The sequence below is a fragment of the Metabacillus sediminilitoris genome (genome assembly GCF_009720625.1).
Taxonomy (GTDB): domain Bacteria; phylum Bacillota; class Bacilli; order Bacillales; family Bacillaceae; genus Metabacillus; species Metabacillus sediminilitoris.
This window is the reverse complement of record NZ_CP046266.1, coordinates 4298251-4315816: the sequence shown is the minus strand read 5'-3', so window position 1 is coordinate 4315816 and position 17566 is coordinate 4298251. Positions and strand designations below refer to the sequence as shown.

The 17566-nt window shown below is 35.7% G+C and carries 19 protein-coding genes and 2 other annotated features; of the genes, 17 read left to right on the top strand and 2 right to left on the bottom strand.

All coding sequences use genetic code 11. From position 1 onward, the window contains the following. Window positions 1–24 precede the first annotated feature (24 nt). The 12 genes from speD to GMB29_RS20740 all read left to right on the top strand — a co-directional run bounded on the left by speD (window position 25) and on the right by GMB29_RS20740 (window position 10193). Window positions 25–405, top strand: coding sequence for an adenosylmethionine decarboxylase (speD, locus tag GMB29_RS20795; RefSeq protein ID WP_136352178.1), 381 nt, complete (start codon window positions 25–27; stop codon window positions 403–405). Window positions 406–552: 147 nt separating this feature from the next. Next, complete coding sequence (locus tag GMB29_RS20790; protein WP_136352001.1) at window positions 553–948, top strand: cytosolic protein; 396 nt, start codon at window positions 553–555, stop codon at window positions 946–948. A 94-nt stretch (window positions 949–1042) separates the two neighbouring features. Beyond that, window positions 1043–1501: a transcriptional regulator NrdR gene (gene nrdR / locus GMB29_RS20785; protein ID WP_136352000.1), complete on the top strand. Its 459-nt coding sequence runs from the start codon at window positions 1043–1045 to the stop codon at window positions 1499–1501. Between the two features lie 261 nt (window positions 1502–1762). After that, window positions 1763–3208 (top strand): replication initiation and membrane attachment family protein, encoded by a 1446-nt coding sequence (locus GMB29_RS20780; RefSeq protein WP_136351999.1) that lies wholly within the window; start codon window positions 1763–1765, stop codon window positions 3206–3208. Between the two features lie 24 nt (window positions 3209–3232). Next, window positions 3233–4171, top strand: a complete 939-nt coding sequence (gene dnaI, locus GMB29_RS20775) for a primosomal protein DnaI (RefSeq protein WP_136351998.1) — start codon at window positions 3233–3235, stop codon at window positions 4169–4171. A 229-nt stretch (window positions 4172–4400) separates the two neighbouring features. Next, window positions 4401–5255 (top strand): putative sporulation protein YtxC, encoded by an 855-nt coding sequence (gene ytxC, locus GMB29_RS20770; protein ID WP_136351997.1) that lies wholly within the window; start codon window positions 4401–4403, stop codon window positions 5253–5255. Window positions 5256–5653: 398 nt separating this feature from the next. Beyond that, window positions 5654–7591 carry a threonine--tRNA ligase gene (gene thrS / locus GMB29_RS20765; RefSeq protein ID WP_136351996.1) on the top strand — a complete coding sequence of 646 codons (1938 nt, stop codon included), beginning with the start codon at window positions 5654–5656 and terminating at the stop codon, window positions 7589–7591. 252 nt (window positions 7592–7843) lie between these two features. Beyond that, window positions 7844–7970, top strand: a sequence feature (ribosomal protein L20 leader region). 87 nt (window positions 7971–8057) lie between these two features. After that, on the top strand, window positions 8058–8579 hold the full coding sequence (gene infC / locus GMB29_RS20760; protein WP_136351995.1) for a translation initiation factor IF-3: 522 nt from the start codon (window positions 8058–8060) through the stop codon (window positions 8577–8579). Between the two features lie 20 nt (window positions 8580–8599). Beyond that, complete coding sequence (gene rpmI, locus GMB29_RS20755) at window positions 8600–8800, top strand: 50S ribosomal protein L35 (protein WP_066326889.1); 201 nt, start codon at window positions 8600–8602, stop codon at window positions 8798–8800. 31 nt (window positions 8801–8831) lie between these two features. Continuing rightward, the gene (gene rplT / locus GMB29_RS20750) at window positions 8832–9191 is read left to right on the top strand and encodes a 50S ribosomal protein L20 (protein WP_111613728.1); all 360 of its coding nucleotides are present in this window, start codon (window positions 8832–8834) and stop codon (window positions 9189–9191) included. Window positions 9192–9257: 66 nt separating this feature from the next. Beyond that, a complete protein-coding gene (locus GMB29_RS20745; protein ID WP_211091252.1) occupies window positions 9258–9527 on the top strand; it encodes a DUF1294 domain-containing protein in 270 nt (89 codons plus the stop codon). A 75-nt stretch (window positions 9528–9602) separates the two neighbouring features. Then, complete coding sequence (locus tag GMB29_RS20740; RefSeq protein WP_196305200.1) at window positions 9603–10193, top strand: TVP38/TMEM64 family protein; 591 nt, start codon at window positions 9603–9605, stop codon at window positions 10191–10193. Between the two features lie 41 nt (window positions 10194–10234). Here GMB29_RS20740 and GMB29_RS20735 read toward each other — a convergent pair whose 3' ends face one another. Continuing rightward, complete coding sequence (locus tag GMB29_RS20735) at window positions 10235–10630, bottom strand: sigma-w pathway protein ysdB (protein ID WP_136351993.1); 396 nt, start codon at window positions 10628–10630, stop codon at window positions 10235–10237. A gap of 205 nt (window positions 10631–10835) precedes the next feature. On the opposite strand from GMB29_RS20735, the gene GMB29_RS20730 reads away from it, so the two are divergent. Further along, entirely contained in the window at window positions 10836–11327 is a 492-nt protein-coding gene (locus GMB29_RS20730; protein WP_136351992.1) for a dUTP diphosphatase, read from the top strand. A gap of 82 nt (window positions 11328–11409) precedes the next feature. Continuing rightward, entirely contained in the window at window positions 11410–12495 is a 1086-nt protein-coding gene (locus GMB29_RS20725; RefSeq protein ID WP_136351991.1) for a M42 family metallopeptidase, read from the top strand. 131 nt (window positions 12496–12626) lie between these two features. On the opposite strand, the gene sspI is transcribed toward GMB29_RS20725, so the two are convergent. Further along, window positions 12627–12839 carry a small acid-soluble spore protein SspI gene (sspI, locus tag GMB29_RS20720; RefSeq protein ID WP_136351990.1) on the bottom strand — a complete coding sequence of 71 codons (213 nt, stop codon included), beginning with the start codon at window positions 12837–12839 and terminating at the stop codon, window positions 12627–12629. 113 nt (window positions 12840–12952) lie between these two features. Between sspI and GMB29_RS20715 the strand changes: the two genes are divergently transcribed. The 3 genes from GMB29_RS20715 to pheT all read left to right on the top strand — a co-directional run bounded on the left by GMB29_RS20715 (window position 12953) and on the right by pheT (window position 17558). Further along, the gene (locus GMB29_RS20715; protein WP_136351989.1) at window positions 12953–13705 is read left to right on the top strand and encodes a TrmH family RNA methyltransferase; all 753 of its coding nucleotides are present in this window, start codon (window positions 12953–12955) and stop codon (window positions 13703–13705) included. A gap of 46 nt (window positions 13706–13751) precedes the next feature. Next, window positions 13752–14027, top strand: a binding site (T-box leader). Window positions 14028–14092: 65 nt separating this feature from the next. Further along, window positions 14093–15127 (top strand): phenylalanine--tRNA ligase subunit alpha, encoded by a 1035-nt coding sequence (pheS, locus tag GMB29_RS20710; RefSeq protein ID WP_136351988.1) that lies wholly within the window; start codon window positions 14093–14095, stop codon window positions 15125–15127. Window positions 15128–15143: 16 nt separating this feature from the next. Then, the gene (gene pheT, locus GMB29_RS20705; protein ID WP_136351987.1) at window positions 15144–17558 is read left to right on the top strand and encodes a phenylalanine--tRNA ligase subunit beta; all 2415 of its coding nucleotides are present in this window, start codon (window positions 15144–15146) and stop codon (window positions 17556–17558) included. The last annotated feature ends 8 nt before the right edge of the window (window positions 17559–17566 follow it).

Below are 17566 nucleotides of genomic sequence, written 5' to 3'. Positions count from 1 at the left end.
TAGTTAAAGGGGGATCCATTGAATATGGAAACAATGGGTAGACACGTAATTTCCGAATTATGGGGTTGCGATTTTGATAAGTTAAATGATATGGATTACATTGAAAAAACATTCGTAAATGCTGCGTTAAAGTCTGGTGCTGAAATAAGAGAGGTTGCCTTTCACAAATTTGCTCCACAAGGTGTAAGTGGAGTTGTTATCATTTCAGAATCACATTTAACCATTCATAGTTTTCCTGAGCATGGCTATGCTAGTATTGATGTTTATACATGCGGTGACTTAAATCCAAATATTGCTGCTGATTATATTGCAGAATCATTAGGTGCTCAAACGCGTGAAAATATCGAAATTCCTAGAGGAATGGGTCCAGTACAAGTAAAACAAGCTCAGGCAAAAGCTCTTTAATGAAATGAAATTGAATGAAAAGTCAGAGGTGCTGATTATTTAATCTGCACCTCTTTTTATTATTGGAAAACTTCAGTATTATAGGAGTAGAATAACTTTCTTTCGACACACTTTGAAAAAATAGTAATTAAAGGGGGATAATAGAAAATGAGTGTCTTTGCAAAATTAAAGGATTTTTTTAGTACACACCAAGAGACAGGTGAAAAACATCGTAACCCCGACTTGAAAAGTCATTATTATAAAACTACTAATAAAAATGCATTACAAGCTGTAAAAACAATGATTGAAGAAACACCTGGCATGACGGTTACATCTATTTCAGAAGAACGTGGAGAGATGAGTGTAAATATAGACCGTCCTAGGAAAGCTTTTTTAATTGTTACAGTCATTTCAGTCCGTCCTTATGAAACGGCTATAGATTTCACCGCCTCTACGAATACGGCATTACCAACTGATTTTGGTTTTAGTAAAAAGGTAATCCTTGAGTTATATAAAAAGCTTGACCAAAAATTAACATTAGTTGGGACAGGTAGTAGTAGATAAAGAGTGAAGTATGATACTTCAAGTCGATCATTGATAAATTATTTCTATACGAAAATTGTCTTTTAAATTATGCGGTTGAATTGGAGTTGGTTAGATGAAATGTCCTTCGTGTCAGCATAATGGTACTCGAGTACTTGACTCAAGACCTGTAGATGAAGGGAGATCAATTAGGCGTCGCAGAGAATGTGAGGAATGTCAATATCGCTTTACTACTTTTGAAAAGGTTGAAGAATTTCCATTAATTGTTGTAAAAAAAGAAGGAACAAGGGAAGAATTCAGCCGAGACAAAATCTTAAGAGGTCTAATTAAGGCTTGTGAAAAAAGACCAGTTCCCTTACAGCAACTAGAGGATCTAGTCCATGAAATAGAAAAAGAGTTAAGAAATCAAGGAGTTTCAGAAGTGAATAGTGAGCTTGTTGGTGAAATGGTTATGGACAGGCTAGCACTAATTGACGAGGTTGCATATGTCCGTTTTGCTTCAGTATATCGACAGTTCAAGGATATTAACGTCTTTATTGAAGAATTAACTGATCTTATCAAAAAAGTAAAATAAAGTAGCTAAGAGAGCTAATGAAGAATAAATCTTCAAGCTCTCTTTTCAGTAAATTGGACATCGTGATCATGTAAAGCTTTGGCGCCTAGCTCGAGACTGCATTGGACGTGTAGGTGCAGGTAACAAGACTTACTTCATGACGTAATTGTCTCGGGGTTTAAGCAACCTATTAATAACAAGCAGACATGTCATTATATGGTGTCTTATTTGCCTAAGTCTTTAGCAGGTGTTTCGCAATTCTAAATGGAAGGTTTGAATTAGATGGATCAGCATTGGAAAGAATTACTTGCTATCGATCGTTATTCGGTGAAAAGCAGCTCGGTCCTACAGGACATAGATAGGAAGATATTAACATTACTTTATCAGCCATTAATTGGTTCAAAATGTTTTAGTCTCTACATGACATTATGGGGAGAATTAGAGGAAAATCGATTATGGGGCGTGGAAACCACTCACCATAGTTTGATGACGATTATGCAAAGTAATTTGCGTGACATTTATCGTGAACGTTTGAAGTTAGAAGGCCTTGGATTAATAAAAACATTTGTTAATGATACTGGTGATGTAAAACGATATGTTTATGAACTTCAAGCACCTTTAAAGCCAAATGAATTTTTTCAAGACGGCGTATTAAATATTTATCTTTACAATCGAGTGGGTAAAAATAAGTATTTACAATTAAAGCATTTTTTCACGGACCAAAAAATAGAAGATGGGATGAAAGATATTACAAGGTCTTTTAATGAAGTATTTGACTCAGGGCATTCCGCAAATATGATCGCAAAAGTAAATAGTGAAACTTTTCAAGATTTATCACTCTCAAATGATAAAGAATATATACAAACGAATAAGCGGGCTGCAATGGAAATTACTGATGCTGGGTTTGATTTCGACTTATTCTATTCTGGGTTATCAGATGCTATTATCCCAATTAAGGCGATTACGCCAGTCGTTAAGGATGTTATTAAAAAACTATCATACTTATACGGAATTAATGCGATTGACATGAAAAATGTGTTAATGAACAGCATAAGTCAAGACGATCAAATCGACATTGAGCAGCTTAGAAAATCTGCAAGAGATTGGTATCAATTTCAATATGGAGATGAGCTCCCAGGGTTAGTAGATAAAACACAACCCCTTCATTCGCGAACAGAGATACAAAAAAAAGAGCGCACACAAGAAGAAGAGCTAATTTATCAATTAGAAACAATATCGCCTCGTCAATTTTTAACTGATATTGCCGGTGGGGCAACGCCAAGTGCTGGTGATTTACAAATTATTGAAGAAGTGATGATCGCCCAAAAACTCGAAGCTGGTGTAGTAAATGTTCTTATTTATTACGTTATGTTGAAAACAAATATGAAGCTAACGAAAGGGTATGTACAAAAAATCGCAAGTCATTGGACAAGGAAACAAATTACGACTGTAAAAGCTGCAATGGATCTTGCAAAACAAGAACACAGACAATATCAGCAATGGGCAGAAGAAAAAACGACAAAGAAAACGTCTACTTATAAAAAGGCACCGATACGCAAAGAAATGCTGCCATCATGGTTAAGCGAAGATGATAGTATTGATCAAAATAAAAATGTTCCAAAGCAAGAACAGAATCAAACAAAATTAGATCGTGAAAAATTCGAGTTAGAAAAAAAGAAATTATTTGATCGAATTAAGAATTATAAGGATAATAAAAACAATGAGTAGTATTGGAAGCGTGGTGAAAAAAGTATGGAGCACATGAGTAATTCATTTAAAAACCTAACGAACAGGCCTGATTTCAAGGATCGTTATAACGGGTTAAAAAAACAAGTATTAAATAATCAAGATGTACAAGCCTTTTTGACAAAGCATTCTACAGAAATTGAAGAAGGTATGATCGATAGAAGTCTAATGAAACTATTTGAATTTATCAATCAAAGCAAAAATTGTCATGACTGCCCATCTTTAAAAGAATGTAAAAATCTGCTGCAAGGTTATCATCCTCATTTAGTGATTCAAGGCAGAGTGATTGATCTTCAATATGATAAATGTCCAAACAAAGAAGCGTATGATGAGCGAAAAAAACATGAGTCACTAATAAAAAGTATGTATATACCAAAGGATATATTAGAGGCTCAATTTGAAAACATAGAAGTAGAGATCGATGAAACGAGCCGCTTGAAAGCGATTAGCTTAGCTCAAGATTTTGTTGAGCAATATAATAATGGTAAACGTCCAAAAGGATTATATTTATATGGCTCGTTTGGTGTTGGAAAAACATACTTTTTAGGCGCAATTGCAAATGAACTGGCATCACATAAAATATCTTCAATGCTCGTATATGTACCAGAATTTATGAGAGAGCTGAAAGGGTCTTTTCAGAATTCTTCATTAGACGAAAAATTAGATCTAGTAAAGAAAATACCCGTTTTAATGTTGGATGATTTAGGTGCTGAAGCTATGTCGAGTTGGGTAAGAGATGAAATTCTTGGCACAATCTTGCAATATCGAATGCTTGAAAACCTGCCAACGTTTTTTTCTTCAAATTTCGATTTCAAACAGCTGCAGCACCATTTAGCATTTTCCCAACGAGGTGAAGAGGAGCCTGTAAAAGCAGCGAGAATTATGGAACGAATTAAGCATATGGCAATACCAATTGAATTAATTGGCAAAAATCGAAGAGGGTAAATCTTTAAAAATCCTCTTGTCTTGACATGATATCAAGTCATGTCAAGGCAAGAGGATTGTGAAGTTCAAGCTGGTAGAATGTTCGATTTTAAAAAACACCTGATTCCAAGAAATCCGGTGTTTTTTTTATGAATGTCAAATAAATTGATTATATTCAATTTATTACTTCTAATTACATGTTTTTCCCCATATACATAGAACCAGGTATTGGCAAAAAGGGGGGACAAACATGCTTGAGATTTTATTTGGGTCTCCGAAAGAGGCAGAAACGATCTATGATATCTTTCGTTCAATGTGTAAAGAATTACATTCTGAATTACAAATAATAAATCAACATTGTGTGAAAATAAGCCCAAAAACTTGGGATATCTCCATAGAGCAGTTAGTCATTCCAGGAATGGTTCGTTATATAATTGATCATAAAGAACACCAGATTATTTTAACGATCATAAAAGAAATTTATTATTTTCTAGATGAAGAAGAACAACAGCAAATTTTACATATCACTCAATCGATTATTGAAGGTGAAAGAACAGATTTACCGCGCGTCCAACATTTTTCATTGCGCGATGAGATTTTGAGTGATGCTCTTGTGCAGTTTCTGCGTCCAAATCTCTGTTTTTCTTTTACCTCCTTTCAGAAATTTCGACTTCAAAAATATATGGCTAGAATACGAGATTATGTTGATGTAGCAATAGAAGAATATAAAATGGAGCAAGAGTATCAAAATTTTATTCAAAGTTTACGAGATTATTTAACGACAAAAGATAGTGTCATAGATAGTATTTCAATCATTCATGATAAGGGATATTTTGTTTATCATTCAACAAATCAAAAAATGATGAATCAAGAATTGAAAAAGTATACTGATGAAACATTTGTAAAACAACATCCAATGTATATTGACAAGGATTTATTGGCACCAATTGTATCAATCGCGCCAAATTGGATCTCGCTTTATACAGATGACCCTTTCGATGGAATGGTACAAACCATACAAAATATTTTTCAGGAAAGAGTACTCATACATAGTCTCAATGAATTTTCTGCACATATTCGAACTGGAGAAAATCGAAGTCAGTGAAAAGCCTTCTTGATTTTAACAAGAAAACAATTTATAATACGAATTAATTGCAAAATGATCAGTAATGATAAGGACATGAGCTTGTTTTTACGGTTCCCAGAGAGGGAAGGAAATGCTGAAACCTTCCTAACACGATGAACAAACTTACCACCTTTAAACTTCAGTTATGAACGGTTTACTTAGTAATGACTGACGGACTTCCCGTTATCGATGTTAAGCCATATCTAATTATTTCACGCAAGTATCTAATTGAATTGCGTGAAAAATGACGTTTTTATTGTCATATAGATATTGGGAAGAAGGGTGGAACCACGATCCATTGACTAGTTTTTTAACTCGTCCCTTTATTAGGGGCGAGTTTTATTTATTTTAAGGGAAATTTTAAGGAGTGGAACATGATGTCAGACGTTATAAAAATTGCGTTTCCAGACGGAGCTGTGAAGGAGTTTGCAAAAGGTACTACAACAGAAGATATTGCATCATCCATTAGTCCGGGGTTAAAAAAGAAATCACTTGCTGGAAAGCTAGATGGTAACTTACTTGATTTACGTACACCAATACAGCAAGATGGAGCAATTGAAATAGTTACACAGGATAGTGAAGAAGCATTAGAAATCATGCGCCATTCAACAGCACATTTGATGGCACAAGCGATTAAGCGACTTTATAAAGATCAAGATGTTAAACTTGGCATTGGGCCTGTGATTGAGAATGGATTTTATTATGATATTGATATGGATCAAGCAATCACACCAGAAGATTTACCAGCTATAGAAAAAGAAATGAAAAAAATTATAAATGAAAATCTTGAAATTATTCGAAAAGAAGTAAGCCGTGAAGAAGCAGAACAAATGTTTAAGGAAATACAAGATCCGCTAAAATTGGAGCTGCTGGAAGCCATCCCTGCAGGTGAAGCTGTTTCAATTTATGAACAAGGTGAATTTTTTGATCTATGCCGCGGTATACATTTACCATCAACAGGTAAAATTAAAGAATTTAAGCTACTAAGTGTTGCAGGAGCTTACTGGCGTGGTGATAGTAATAATAAAATGCTTCAACGTATTTATGGTACAGCATTTTTTAAGAAAAGCGACTTAGATGAGCATCTTCGAATTTTAGAAGAAGCAAAGGAACGTGATCACCGTAAACTAGGGAAGGAGTTAAGTTTATTTACTACATCCCAAAAGGTTGGTCAAGGATTGCCTCTATGGCTTCCTAAAGGGGCGACTATTCGCCGTATCGTTGAACGCTATATCGTTGATAAAGAAGAACGTTTAGGCTATCAGCATGTATATACACCTGTTTTAGGTAGTGTAGAGCTTTATAAAACTTCAGGTCACTGGGATCACTATCAAGAAGACATGTTTCCGAAAATGGAAATGGATAACGAAGATTTAGTCCTTCGTCCAATGAACTGTCCTCACCATATGATGGTTTATAAAAATGATATTCATAGTTATCGCGAACTGCCAATTCGTATTGCTGAGCTTGGCATGATGCACCGCTATGAAATGTCAGGAGCATTAACTGGATTGCAACGTGTACGCGGGATGACGTTAAATGATGCTCACATTTTTGTTCGACCAGATCAAATTAAAGATGAATTTATTCGAGTTGTACGCTTAATTGAAGCTGTTTATAAAGACTTTGGAATTGATAAATATTCCTTTAGATTGTCATATCGTGATCCAGAGGATAAAGAAAAATACTTTGATGATGATAGCATGTGGGAAAAAGCACAAAGCATGTTAAAAGATGCAATGGATGAATTAGGTCATGATTATTTTGAGGCAGAAGGTGAAGCAGCATTTTATGGTCCTAAACTTGATGTTCAAGTGAGAACAGCTCTTGGAAAAGATGAAACACTTTCAACTGTTCAATTGGACTTCTTACTTCCAGAACGTTTTGACTTGGCATATGTAGGTGAGGACGGAAAACAACATAGACCAGTTGTTATTCACCGCGGTGTTGTTTCAACAATGGAACGTTTTGTTGCCTTCTTAATTGAAGAATACAAAGGTGCATTCCCAACATGGCTTGCTCCAGTTCAGGTTCAAGTTATTCCAGTATCACCAGCCATTCATCTTGATTATGCAAAACAAGTACAAGAACAGCTGCAAGAGGCAGGTTTACGTGTAGAGCTAGACGCTCGTGATGAAAAAATCGGCTATAAAATCCGTGAGTCACAAATGCAAAAAATTCCGTACATGCTTGTTGTTGGAGATAATGAAATTTCAGAAAAAGCAGTGAACGTGCGTAAGTATGGAGAACAAAAATCTGAAACAATGCCGTTTGATCAGTTTTTGCAAAATATTGTGCAAGAAGTGAAGCGATAAGTTTTTTGAACGAATGGCCTAAAAGTCTTGTTGCCTGTAGGATTTAGTGCTTGCTGCACGTAAGCTCTGAAACAAGGACGTACAAGTACAGTCAATGCTAAATGAGGCACTTTCGCTTATCGAATAAAAAAAATGTTGCAACTACCTTAACCATTTGATAAAATAATTTATGTTGTTTAAACGTGCAGTATTAAGTTGCAATAACTTTGTTAAGATGTTATAATGTTCAAGGTAATTGAATAGTCTTTCATAATAAGCAAGTAGAAGCACCCGCTTCTCACCTGATTGACACATCCGTTTGTAGTTGGCAGGTTACGATGAATTCTTAATGTATACAATCGTAGTGTGGGTGTGTTAGCATCCACACTTTTTTATTTTTATATGTGGAAAATAAAAAAACCAGGATCAACAAAAACTCGGATTTGAAAAACTACTATTCAGTTTTAAATAACCTTGGAGGTGGCTAATTATTAGCAAAGATATGATGGTAAATGACGGAATTCGTGCACGTGAGATTCGTCTGATTGGTGCCAATGGAGATCAGCTTGGAATTAAATCTCGTCAAGAGGCGTTAGAAATTGCTACTAGAGCTAATCTTGATTTAGTTTTAGTTGCACCAAATGCGAAGCCTCCTGTAGGCCGCATCATGGATTACGGAAAATTCCGTTTTGAACAGCAAAAGAAAGAAAAAGAGGCACGTAAAAATCAGAAGATCATCAATTTAAAAGAGGTTCGTTTGAGCCCAACAATTGATGACCATGACTTTAACACAAAGCTTAAAAACGCACGTAAGTTCTTAGAAAAAGGCGATAAAGTGAAAGCTTCTATTCGCTTCAAAGGACGTGCAATTACACATAAAGGAATTGGTCAGAAGGTGCTTGATCGATTCTCTGCTGAATGTGCGGACTTAAGTACAATTGAATCTCATCCGAAAATGGATGGACGCAGTATGTTCTTAGTATTAGCACCGAAAAATGAAAAGCAATAATACTTAAGGAGGAATACCTTATGCCAAAAATGAAAACTCACCGTGGAGCTGCAAAGCGTTTCAAAAAGACCGGATCTGGTAAACTAAAACGTTCACATGCTTACACTAGTCACTTATTTGCAAACAAATCTACAAAAGCTAAACGTAAATTACGTAAATCTACTGTAGTAAGCAAAGGCGATTTCAAACGCATTCGTCATTTATTAGATAACATCAAATAATCGGAACACCGTAATATAGGAGGGAATTTATATGCCAAGAGTAAAAGGCGGTATCGTTTCACGTAAACGTCGTAAAAAAGTTTTAAAACTAGCTAAAGGTTATTTCGGTTCAAAACATACATTATACAAAGTTGCAAACCAACAAGTAATGAAATCTTTAATGTATGCTTACCGTGATCGTCGTCAGAAAAAACGCGACTTCCGCAAACTTTGGATCACTCGTATCAACGCAGCTGCTCGTATTAATGGTCTTTCTTACAGCCGTTTAATGCATGGATTAAAGCTTGCTGGTATCGAAGTAAACCGTAAAATGCTTGCTGATTTAGCTGTAGCTGACGAAAAAGCATTTGCTCAATTAGCAGACGCTGCAAAAGCTCAACTAACTAAATAATTGAACGTTTAAAGAGTTGACTCCATGTAATGGGTCAGCTCTTTTTTCATAAAGGAGTGTATGATATTGAATTACATAATTATCTATTATCTACTCTTAAATATCGTTAGTTTTCTTATCATGGGAATTGATAAAAATCGTGCAAAGCGTGGAGAATGGAGAATAAGAGAAGCAACTCTTTGGTGGCTGGCAGTCATTGGCGGTGCAATAGGAGGCTATATCGGGATGAGAGTTTATCATCATAAGACAAAGCATGTATCATTTAAGTTTGGATTTCCAATTTTGACGATTTTCCATCTGTTGCTTTTTATGTATTTGCTCAAACAATTGGCATAAACTGAATAATTTCCCGTAAACTGTAATCGTACACTACAAACATCCTGAGAAATGATTCGCAACAAGAAAGTGGTGATGACGGTCGATATCGCAACATCATCTGTATTAACGGTCATTGAGACGACTGGATTCTTTGCCCCCATCGTTTTTATTTTTTTTCATATGATTAGACAGTTTTTGCTAATCCCTGTAGTTGTTGTATGTATTGCTGGCGGAGTCTTGTTTGGAGCTGAATTGGGGACAATTTATTCAGTAGTTGGTCTTACTGGGGCAAGTATGATCTTTTATTTCATTTCAAAACTATTCCCTGCATTACTGCAACGATTTGAGAAAATGAAAGTAATATGGTTGGGTCAATATACACAATTATCAAATGGCCAAATTGTCATTTTACGTATGATACCATTCGTTAATTTTTCACTGATCTCTTTATGTATTTTAGAAAAAACAAAAACATTTCGAAAGTTTATGAAGCTATCATTTTTGACACATATCCCATCATCATTTTGTTTTACTTTTTTAGGTGCATCTCTACAGACATTAGCTCCTATTTATCTTGTATTATTAGTTATAGTCTTATTGTGCCTCGTTTATTTTTTAAGAGAAAAGCAGGCCTTAATCCAATGGCATGATTTTTTTTCAAGAGAAAAAAAGCATGATTATTAAGAAAGGTACAGCCATTTGCTGTACCTTTTCATTTCTTATATTTAGTGTCCCTGTTTTTTACTCAACAGCTCTTTAATTGGACTTTTCCATTCAACTTTTGCAAAAGGATATCGATGTTTTATTTGGTCTTCAATGTAGGTGAAATCCTCTACAGTTAATCCTTTTAATGTACTCATCGATTCTGCCCAAATAAAGATAGAAACAACCTCAAATGCATTTGTAGTCGTACCTAAATACTTTTCACCTTCAAATAAAACCCCTTTGTGGGTTAGTGAAAAATTTTTTCGGACATTAGCATGATCATCTAAAAAGTAAAATTGTTTTTGTTCATGCGCTAATTCAAGCTTTCGTTTTGGGTTAAATAAATATTTAAACCCAGAATATACGAGAAAAATGATTAGGGCAATTAAAAGGATGCGTAAAAACAACACAATCATATTAAACCCCTCCTGAGGGCAATTTTTCATATATACGATCAAGTGTAGAAAAAGGTTTCAAGATTTTTTCTATTTGTTATAATTTTTTTAAGAGTAAAGAAAATTAATCTAAGTTCTGGTATCAAACTTCGGTCCTAAGCCCTCTGGTGTTCTCGGGATTGAATAGAAGCTATTGAACTAATCGATTATATGGAGGAAAGCATGTATGGTAAACCTAGCAAAGTTATTTATGATGCAAAAAGAATTAGATACAAAAATTGAAACACAGCATCAATTACAACAAGAGATGTTATTTGATAGAAAAATATTAGCTCTATTAGTAGAGGTTGGGGAACTTGCAAACGAGACTAGATGTTTTAAGTTTTGGAGTGTGAAGCCTCCTGCTTCAATTGATGTTATATTAGAGGAATATGTAGACGGAATTCACTTCATCCTTTCATTAGGATTGGAGATCGATATCGAACCGACGATTCATTTTGAAAATAAACAAGATAAACGGACTGTGACAGAACAATTTTTATATGTGTACCAATCGATTACCTTATTTAAGGACGAGCGTTCAATAAGCATGTATAAAAATATGTGTGAAGAATATTTATTTTTAGGAGAGCTATTAGGATTTTCAAGTGCCCAAATAGAAAAGGCGTATGTTTCAAAAAATGAGGTCAATCATGAACGACAGAAACAAGGGTATTAAATCTGTGTAATTGTGGAAGATTTCTTATAGGATCATCTTTCATGTATACTAAAAGAGAATGTTAGATAAAGGAGGTTTTATTATGACAAAGTATGATGAAACATTAACAATGCTAAAAGACCTTACAGATGCAAAAGGGATCCCAGGAAATGAACGTGAAGTTCGGGATGTCATGAAAAAATACATAACAAATTATGCGGATGAAGTGTTTACTGACAATCTAGGAAGCTTGGTTGCTAAGAAGGTTGGAATCGAACAAGGACCAAAAATAATGATTGCCGGACATTTAGATGAAGTTGGCTTTATGGTTACAAAAATTGATGACAAAGGGTTTATCCGCTTTCAAACAGTTGGCGGCTGGTGGTCACAGGTTATGCTGGCTCAACGTGTAACAATTGTAACTAGAAATGGTGATATTACAGGAATCATTGGTTCTAAGCCGCCACATATTCTACCTGCCGAATCACGTAAAAAACCTGTTGATATTAAAGATATGTTTATTGATATTGGCGCCTCCAGCCGTGAAGAAGCAATGGAATTTGGTGTGAAGCCTGGCGATCAAATTGTACCTTATTTTGAATTTACAGTGATGAAAAATGAAAAAATGCTTCTAGCCAAAGCATGGGATAATCGAATTGGCTGTGCGATTGCAATTGATGTATTGAAAAACTTAAAAGGGACAGATCATCCAAACGTAGTGTATGGTGTTGGTACTGTTCAAGAAGAAGTGGGATTAAGAGGTGCAAAAACATCTGCAAACCTAATAGAGCCTGATATAGCATTTGGTGTTGATGTAGGTATCGCTGGAGATACTCCGGGGATTTCTGAAAAAGAAGCAGCAAGTAAAATGGGGGATGGACCGCAAATCGTTCTTTATGATGCTTCAATGGTTTCACATAAAGGGCTACGCGATTTAGTGACAGATACAGCGGATGAATTAAATATTCCTTATCAATTTGAATCAATGCCAGGCGGTGGTACAGATTCAGGTTCTATCCATATTTCGGCAAATGGTGTACCAGCACTTTCCATTACAATTGCTACGCGTTATATCCACTCACATGCTGCGATGCTTCATCGTGATGATTATGAAAATGCGGTTAAGTTAATCACAGAAGTAATCAAGCGTTTGGATCGAAAAACGGTTGATAAAATTACGTTTGAATAATAGAAAACCAAGTAAGGAACATTGATGATAATATGTAGGTAAAATGGATTCGCTTTAAACGATTGGAGAATAAATAAAATAAAAAAACCTTGATGGTGGCTATACCTATCAAGGTTTTTTTATGTTTATCTTTATGGCTTTTTCAATCCCTGCTCTAATGTTGATAACATTTCCTGCTTATCTTGATCATTCGCATTTTGCCAAATAACCTCGAAAAGTACTCCTAGACCAGGAAGCATTTTTTCTTCACCGCTTTGGATAGCATCAACAATTGTATCCTGTAATTGGTCTTGAGTATTCCCAGATACATTCGCGATTACAGCATTTCGTAGATTTAAATTCAATTTCATGCACTCCTTTTGTTTGATTCCAGCTTATTAGTAATGTTTGTTAAATAAACAAGAATTATGTATGATTGGAAAGAGATCTTGGAAATGTTCGCAAAAGGAGTTTTAATGTGGATAGAATTGAGTCAGTTAAAAATCAAAAAGTAAAACAATGGAGAAAACTACATACAAAAAAAGAACGTGAAGCAACGGGTACGTTTATGATTGAAGGTTTACATTTAGTCGAAGAAGCACTAAAAACAAAAGAAATAATAAAAGATCTTATTGTTTCTGAGGATACGACAATCCCAACACATTGGAATGTTGATCAACTGAATATCATCTTAGTCACTAAGGAAGTGCTGAAAGCAATTAGTGATACTGAAACACCACAGGGAGTAGCGGCAATTTGTGAAATTCAGACGGAGCTTTCAGCTGATAATTGGAATAAAATTCTCTTCATTGACAGTGTTCAAGATCCTGGCAATCTTGGGACAATCATTCGAACAGCGGATGCTGCGGGGATTGATGGGATCATTTTAGGAGAAGGAACAGTTGATCACTATAATTCAAAAGTCATTCGATCAAGTCAAGGTTCAATTTTTCATTTACCAATTATAAAGGGTAATTTAGTGGAGTGGCTTGACATTTATAGCAGGAATGAAATACCTGTTTATGGAACTTCCTTACAAAATGGCGTCAGTTATCGAGATGTTTCACCATCTGAACAATTTTGTTTGATTATAGGAAATGAAGGTAGCGGAGTAAATCGTGAATTGCTGCAAAAAACGGTGAAAAATCTATATATTCCAATCTATGGTGGAGCAGAATCACTTAACGTTGCAATTGCAGCTGGGATCCTTCTTTATCATTTACGAGGATAGTTGCAGGAACAAAATGTTTTGATTATAATAAGATAGAAATTACATAGGAAATACTATGACAGAGACTAGTAATTTACAATACGTCCATTCAGGGAAAAAATGCCTTAGACTGAAAGCATTTTATGGATAGTAGTAAATGAATTCACCTCTCGAGTTGACACTTAGACCGTAATAGAGTTAAGAGAGGATAAGGTCTTTCAACCTCAACCTCTAGAACGTAAAGGTGTTCCGGTTTTTACCGTTATTGAAATGAAGTGAGTCGTGCAAAGAATTGTGTGTACGGCTAACAAGGGTGGTAACGCGAATTCAACTCGTCCCTTTTTGGGGGCGAGTTTTTTATTTTGCAAAAAAAGCTCTTTTAGCTTTTTAAATAAAGGAGGAACAAAGATGCAAGAGCAATTAAAACAGCTTCAACAAGAAGCACTTGAAAAAGTTGAGCAAGCGCAAGAATTAAAAGCATTGAATGATATTCGAGTAGCTTATTTAGGGAAAAAAGGGCCAATTACCGAAGTTTTACGTGGAATGGGTAAACTTTCAGCTGAAGAACGTCCAGTCATGGGCGCACTTGCAAATGAAGTTCGTGAAGCAATTGCTACTTCGATTTCAAGCAAACAAGAACGTTTAGAACAATTGGCTGTTGAACAAAAACTTGCAAATGAAACAATCGATGTGACATTACCAGGTCGTCCTGTAAGAGTTGGTAATCATCACCCTTTAACAGCAGTAGTAGAGGAAATTGAAGACTTATTCCTTGGTATGGGTTATCAAATTGCTGAAGGTCCAGAAGTTGAAACAGATTATTTTAACTTTGAAGCATTGAACCTTCCAAAAGGTCATCCTGCCAGAGACATGCAAGATTCTTTCTATATTACAGAAGAGCTGCTTTTACGCACACATACATCACCGGTGCAAGCAAGAACTATGCAAAAGCATGAAGGCAAAGGTCCAGTGAAAATTATTTGTCCAGGTAAGGTATATCGTCGTGATAATGATGATGCAACACACTCACATCAATTTACCCAAATTGAAGGACTTGTTGTAGATGAAAATATTAGTATGAGTGATCTTAAAGGTACTCTTGAAGTATTTGCAAAGAAAATGTTCGGTGATGAGCGTGAAATTCGTTTACGCCCAAGTTTCTTCCCTTTCACAGAGCCATCTGTTGAAGTAGATGTATCTTGTTTCTCTTGTGGAGGAAATGGCTGTAAAGTTTGTAAAGGTACTGGCTGGATCGAGATTTTAGGTGCTGGAATGGTACATCCGAACGTACTTGAAATGGCTGGCTTTGATTCTAAAAAATACAGTGGCTTTGCGTTCGGTATGGGACCAGAGCGAATTGCCATGTTAAAGTACGGGATTGATGATATTCGTCATTTCTATACGGATGATGTTCGATTCTTAAAACAATTTAAACGAGCTTAAATAGGAGGTTTCTAACATGTTTGTTTCATATAAATGGTTAGCTGAGTACGTTGATTTAGCAGGAATAACTCCAGGTGAATTAGCTGAGAAAATTACACGAAGCGGTATCGAAGTAGAAGGTGTAGATGTTTTAAATGAAGGCATGAAAGGTGTCGTTATCGGTCATGTAGTTGAAAAAGAAAAGCATCCAGATGCGGAAAAGTTAAATAAATGTCAAGTTGATCTCGGAAACGGTGAAATTGTTCAAATTATTTGCGGTGCTAAAAATGTAGATAAAGGACAGAAAGTTGCGGTTGCAACTGTTGGAGCTGTTTTACCAGGGAATTTTAAAATTAAAAAGGCAAAGCTTCGCGGAGAAGTTTCAAATGGAATGATCTGTTCCTTACAGGAGTTAGGGTTTGAAGCAAAACTAGTGGCAAAAGAGTATTCTGAAGGTATTTTTGTCTTCCCTAGTGATGTAGAGGTTGGAGTGGATGCCCTTCAGCAATTAAATCTTGATGATGCTGTTCTTGAATTAGGCTTAACACCAAATCGTGCTGATGCAATGAGTATGTTAGGTGTTGCGCACGAAGTAGCAGCAATCTTAAATCGTGAAGTGAAATACCCGGAAATTTCGTATGAAAGTATCGAAGAAAAAGCTGAAAATGCTGTTGCCGTAAAAGTTGAAGCACCAGAAGATAATCCATTATATATCGCAAAGGTTATTAAAAATGTAACAATCGCACCATCACCTTTATGGATGCAATCAAGATTAATGGCAGCTGGTATCCGACCTCATAATAATGTTGTTGATATTACAAACTTTGTGTTATTAGAATACGGCCAACCACTACATGCATTTGATTATGACCGCTTTGGTTCAAAGGAAATTCTTGTTCGCCGAGCAAAAGAAGGCGAGAAGATTGTGACGCTAGATGACCAAGAACGTACATTAACTGCTGATCATTTAGTTATCACAAATGGTACAGAGCCAGTAGCATTAGCTGGTGTGATGGGTGGAGCAAATTCTGAAGTACAATCAGATACAAAAACAATCCTTCTAGAATCTGCATTATTTAACGGACAAAGAATACGTATTTCATCAAAGGATCATGGTTTACGAAGTGAAGCAAGTGCGAGATATGAAAAAGGTATCGATCCAAATCGTGTCCATGCAGCAGCTGAGCGTGCGGCACAATTAATTTCTCTATATGCAGGTGGAGAAGTAATGCAAGGTTCTGTTCAAGTACAAACTGCAACATTCGAACCTGCTATTGTTACAACAACAGTGGAAAAAGTAAACCGTGTACTTGGCATGAATATTTCTTCTGAAGAAATGAAATCAATTTTCGAACGTCTTCAATTTGGCGTGGTGCTAGATAACTCAACACTTACTGTTACAGTACCTACACGTCGTGGGGATATTACAATTGAAGAGGATCTAGTAGAGGAAATTGCAAGACTTTATGGATATGATAATATTCCGACAACCTTACCAATTGGGCAAGCAATTCCAGGTAAACTAACTGATTATCAGGAAAAGCGTCGTAAAGTTCGTCGTTATTTAGAAGGTACTGGTCTTTTCCAAGCAATTACGTATTCATTAACAAATGAAGAGAAGGCACCGAAATATGCACTAGAAGTTTCTGAACTTACGAGACTTGCTTTACCTATGAGTGAAGAACGCAGCGTGTTACGTTTAAGTCTTCTGCCACATTTATTAGATGCATTAAAATACAATCTAGCAAGACAAATTGATCAAGTTGGATTATATGAAATCGGCTCTGTCTTTTTATCACAAGGAAAAGACCAACAACCACTTGAAAAAGAACGACTATCGGCAGCAATTACTGGCTTATGGCATTCACATTCATGGCAAGCTGAAAAGAAACCTGTGGATTTCTATGTTGTAAAAGGTATTGTTGATGGGCTAGTTGATCTTCTTGGATTAACAAGGGATGTTCAATATAAACAAGCAAAACGCGATGGAATGCATCCTGGTCGGACAGCGGAAATATATATAGGGGAAAAACTAGTCGGGTTCATTGGACAGGTGCACCCAACAGCTCAAAAAGACTTAGATTTAACTGAAACATATGTGTTTGAATTATCGTTAGTTGATCTGTTATCAGTGGACATAGAAGAAACACGTTTTGAGGTAATTCCTCGTTATCCTTCTATTACGAGAGATATCGCCCTTGTTGTTGATAAAAACATTGTCGCAGGTGATATTGAAAAAGTAATCACTAATGCAGGCGGTAAAATGCTAAAAGAAGTATCTGTTTTTGATCTATATGAAGGTGACAGACTTGAAGAAGGTAAAAAATCTGTTGCATTCTCGCTTCGTTATTTTGATCCTGAACGCACTTTAACAGACGAAGATGTGACAAAAGCACATGAAAAGGTGCTATCGGCTGTAGAAGATAAGGTTGGGGCAACATTACGCGGATAAACATATAC

Excerpts from the sequence above, each read along its gene's own strand:
- speD (WP_136352178.1), top strand. The coding sequence starts at position 25 with ATGGAAACAATGGGTAGACACGTAATTTCCGAATTATGGGGTTGCGAT.
- GMB29_RS20790 (WP_136352001.1), top strand. The coding sequence starts at position 553 with ATGAGTGTCTTTGCAAAATTAAAGGATTTTTTTAGTACACACCAAGAG.
- nrdR (WP_136352000.1), top strand. The coding sequence starts at position 1,043 with ATGAAATGTCCTTCGTGTCAGCATAATGGTACTCGAGTACTTGACTCA.
- GMB29_RS20780 (WP_136351999.1), top strand. The coding sequence starts at position 1,763 with ATGGATCAGCATTGGAAAGAATTACTTGCTATCGATCGTTATTCGGTG.
- dnaI (WP_136351998.1), top strand. The coding sequence starts at position 3,233 with ATGGAGCACATGAGTAATTCATTTAAAAACCTAACGAACAGGCCTGAT.
- ytxC (WP_136351997.1), top strand. The coding sequence starts at position 4,401 with ATGCTTGAGATTTTATTTGGGTCTCCGAAAGAGGCAGAAACGATCTAT.
- thrS (WP_136351996.1), top strand. The coding sequence starts at position 5,654 with ATGTCAGACGTTATAAAAATTGCGTTTCCAGACGGAGCTGTGAAGGAG.
- rpmI (WP_066326889.1), top strand. The coding sequence starts at position 8,600 with ATGCCAAAAATGAAAACTCACCGTGGAGCTGCAAAGCGTTTCAAAAAG.
- rplT (WP_111613728.1), top strand. The coding sequence starts at position 8,832 with ATGCCAAGAGTAAAAGGCGGTATCGTTTCACGTAAACGTCGTAAAAAA.
- GMB29_RS20740 (WP_196305200.1), top strand. The coding sequence starts at position 9,603 with ATGACGGTCGATATCGCAACATCATCTGTATTAACGGTCATTGAGACG.
- GMB29_RS20735 (WP_136351993.1), bottom strand. The coding sequence starts at position 10,630 with ATGATTGTGTTGTTTTTACGCATCCTTTTAATTGCCCTAATCATTTTT.
- GMB29_RS20730 (WP_136351992.1), top strand. The coding sequence starts at position 10,836 with ATGGTAAACCTAGCAAAGTTATTTATGATGCAAAAAGAATTAGATACA.
- GMB29_RS20725 (WP_136351991.1), top strand. The coding sequence starts at position 11,410 with ATGACAAAGTATGATGAAACATTAACAATGCTAAAAGACCTTACAGAT.
- pheS (WP_136351988.1), top strand. The coding sequence starts at position 14,093 with ATGCAAGAGCAATTAAAACAGCTTCAACAAGAAGCACTTGAAAAAGTT.
- pheT (WP_136351987.1), top strand. The coding sequence starts at position 15,144 with ATGTTTGTTTCATATAAATGGTTAGCTGAGTACGTTGATTTAGCAGGA.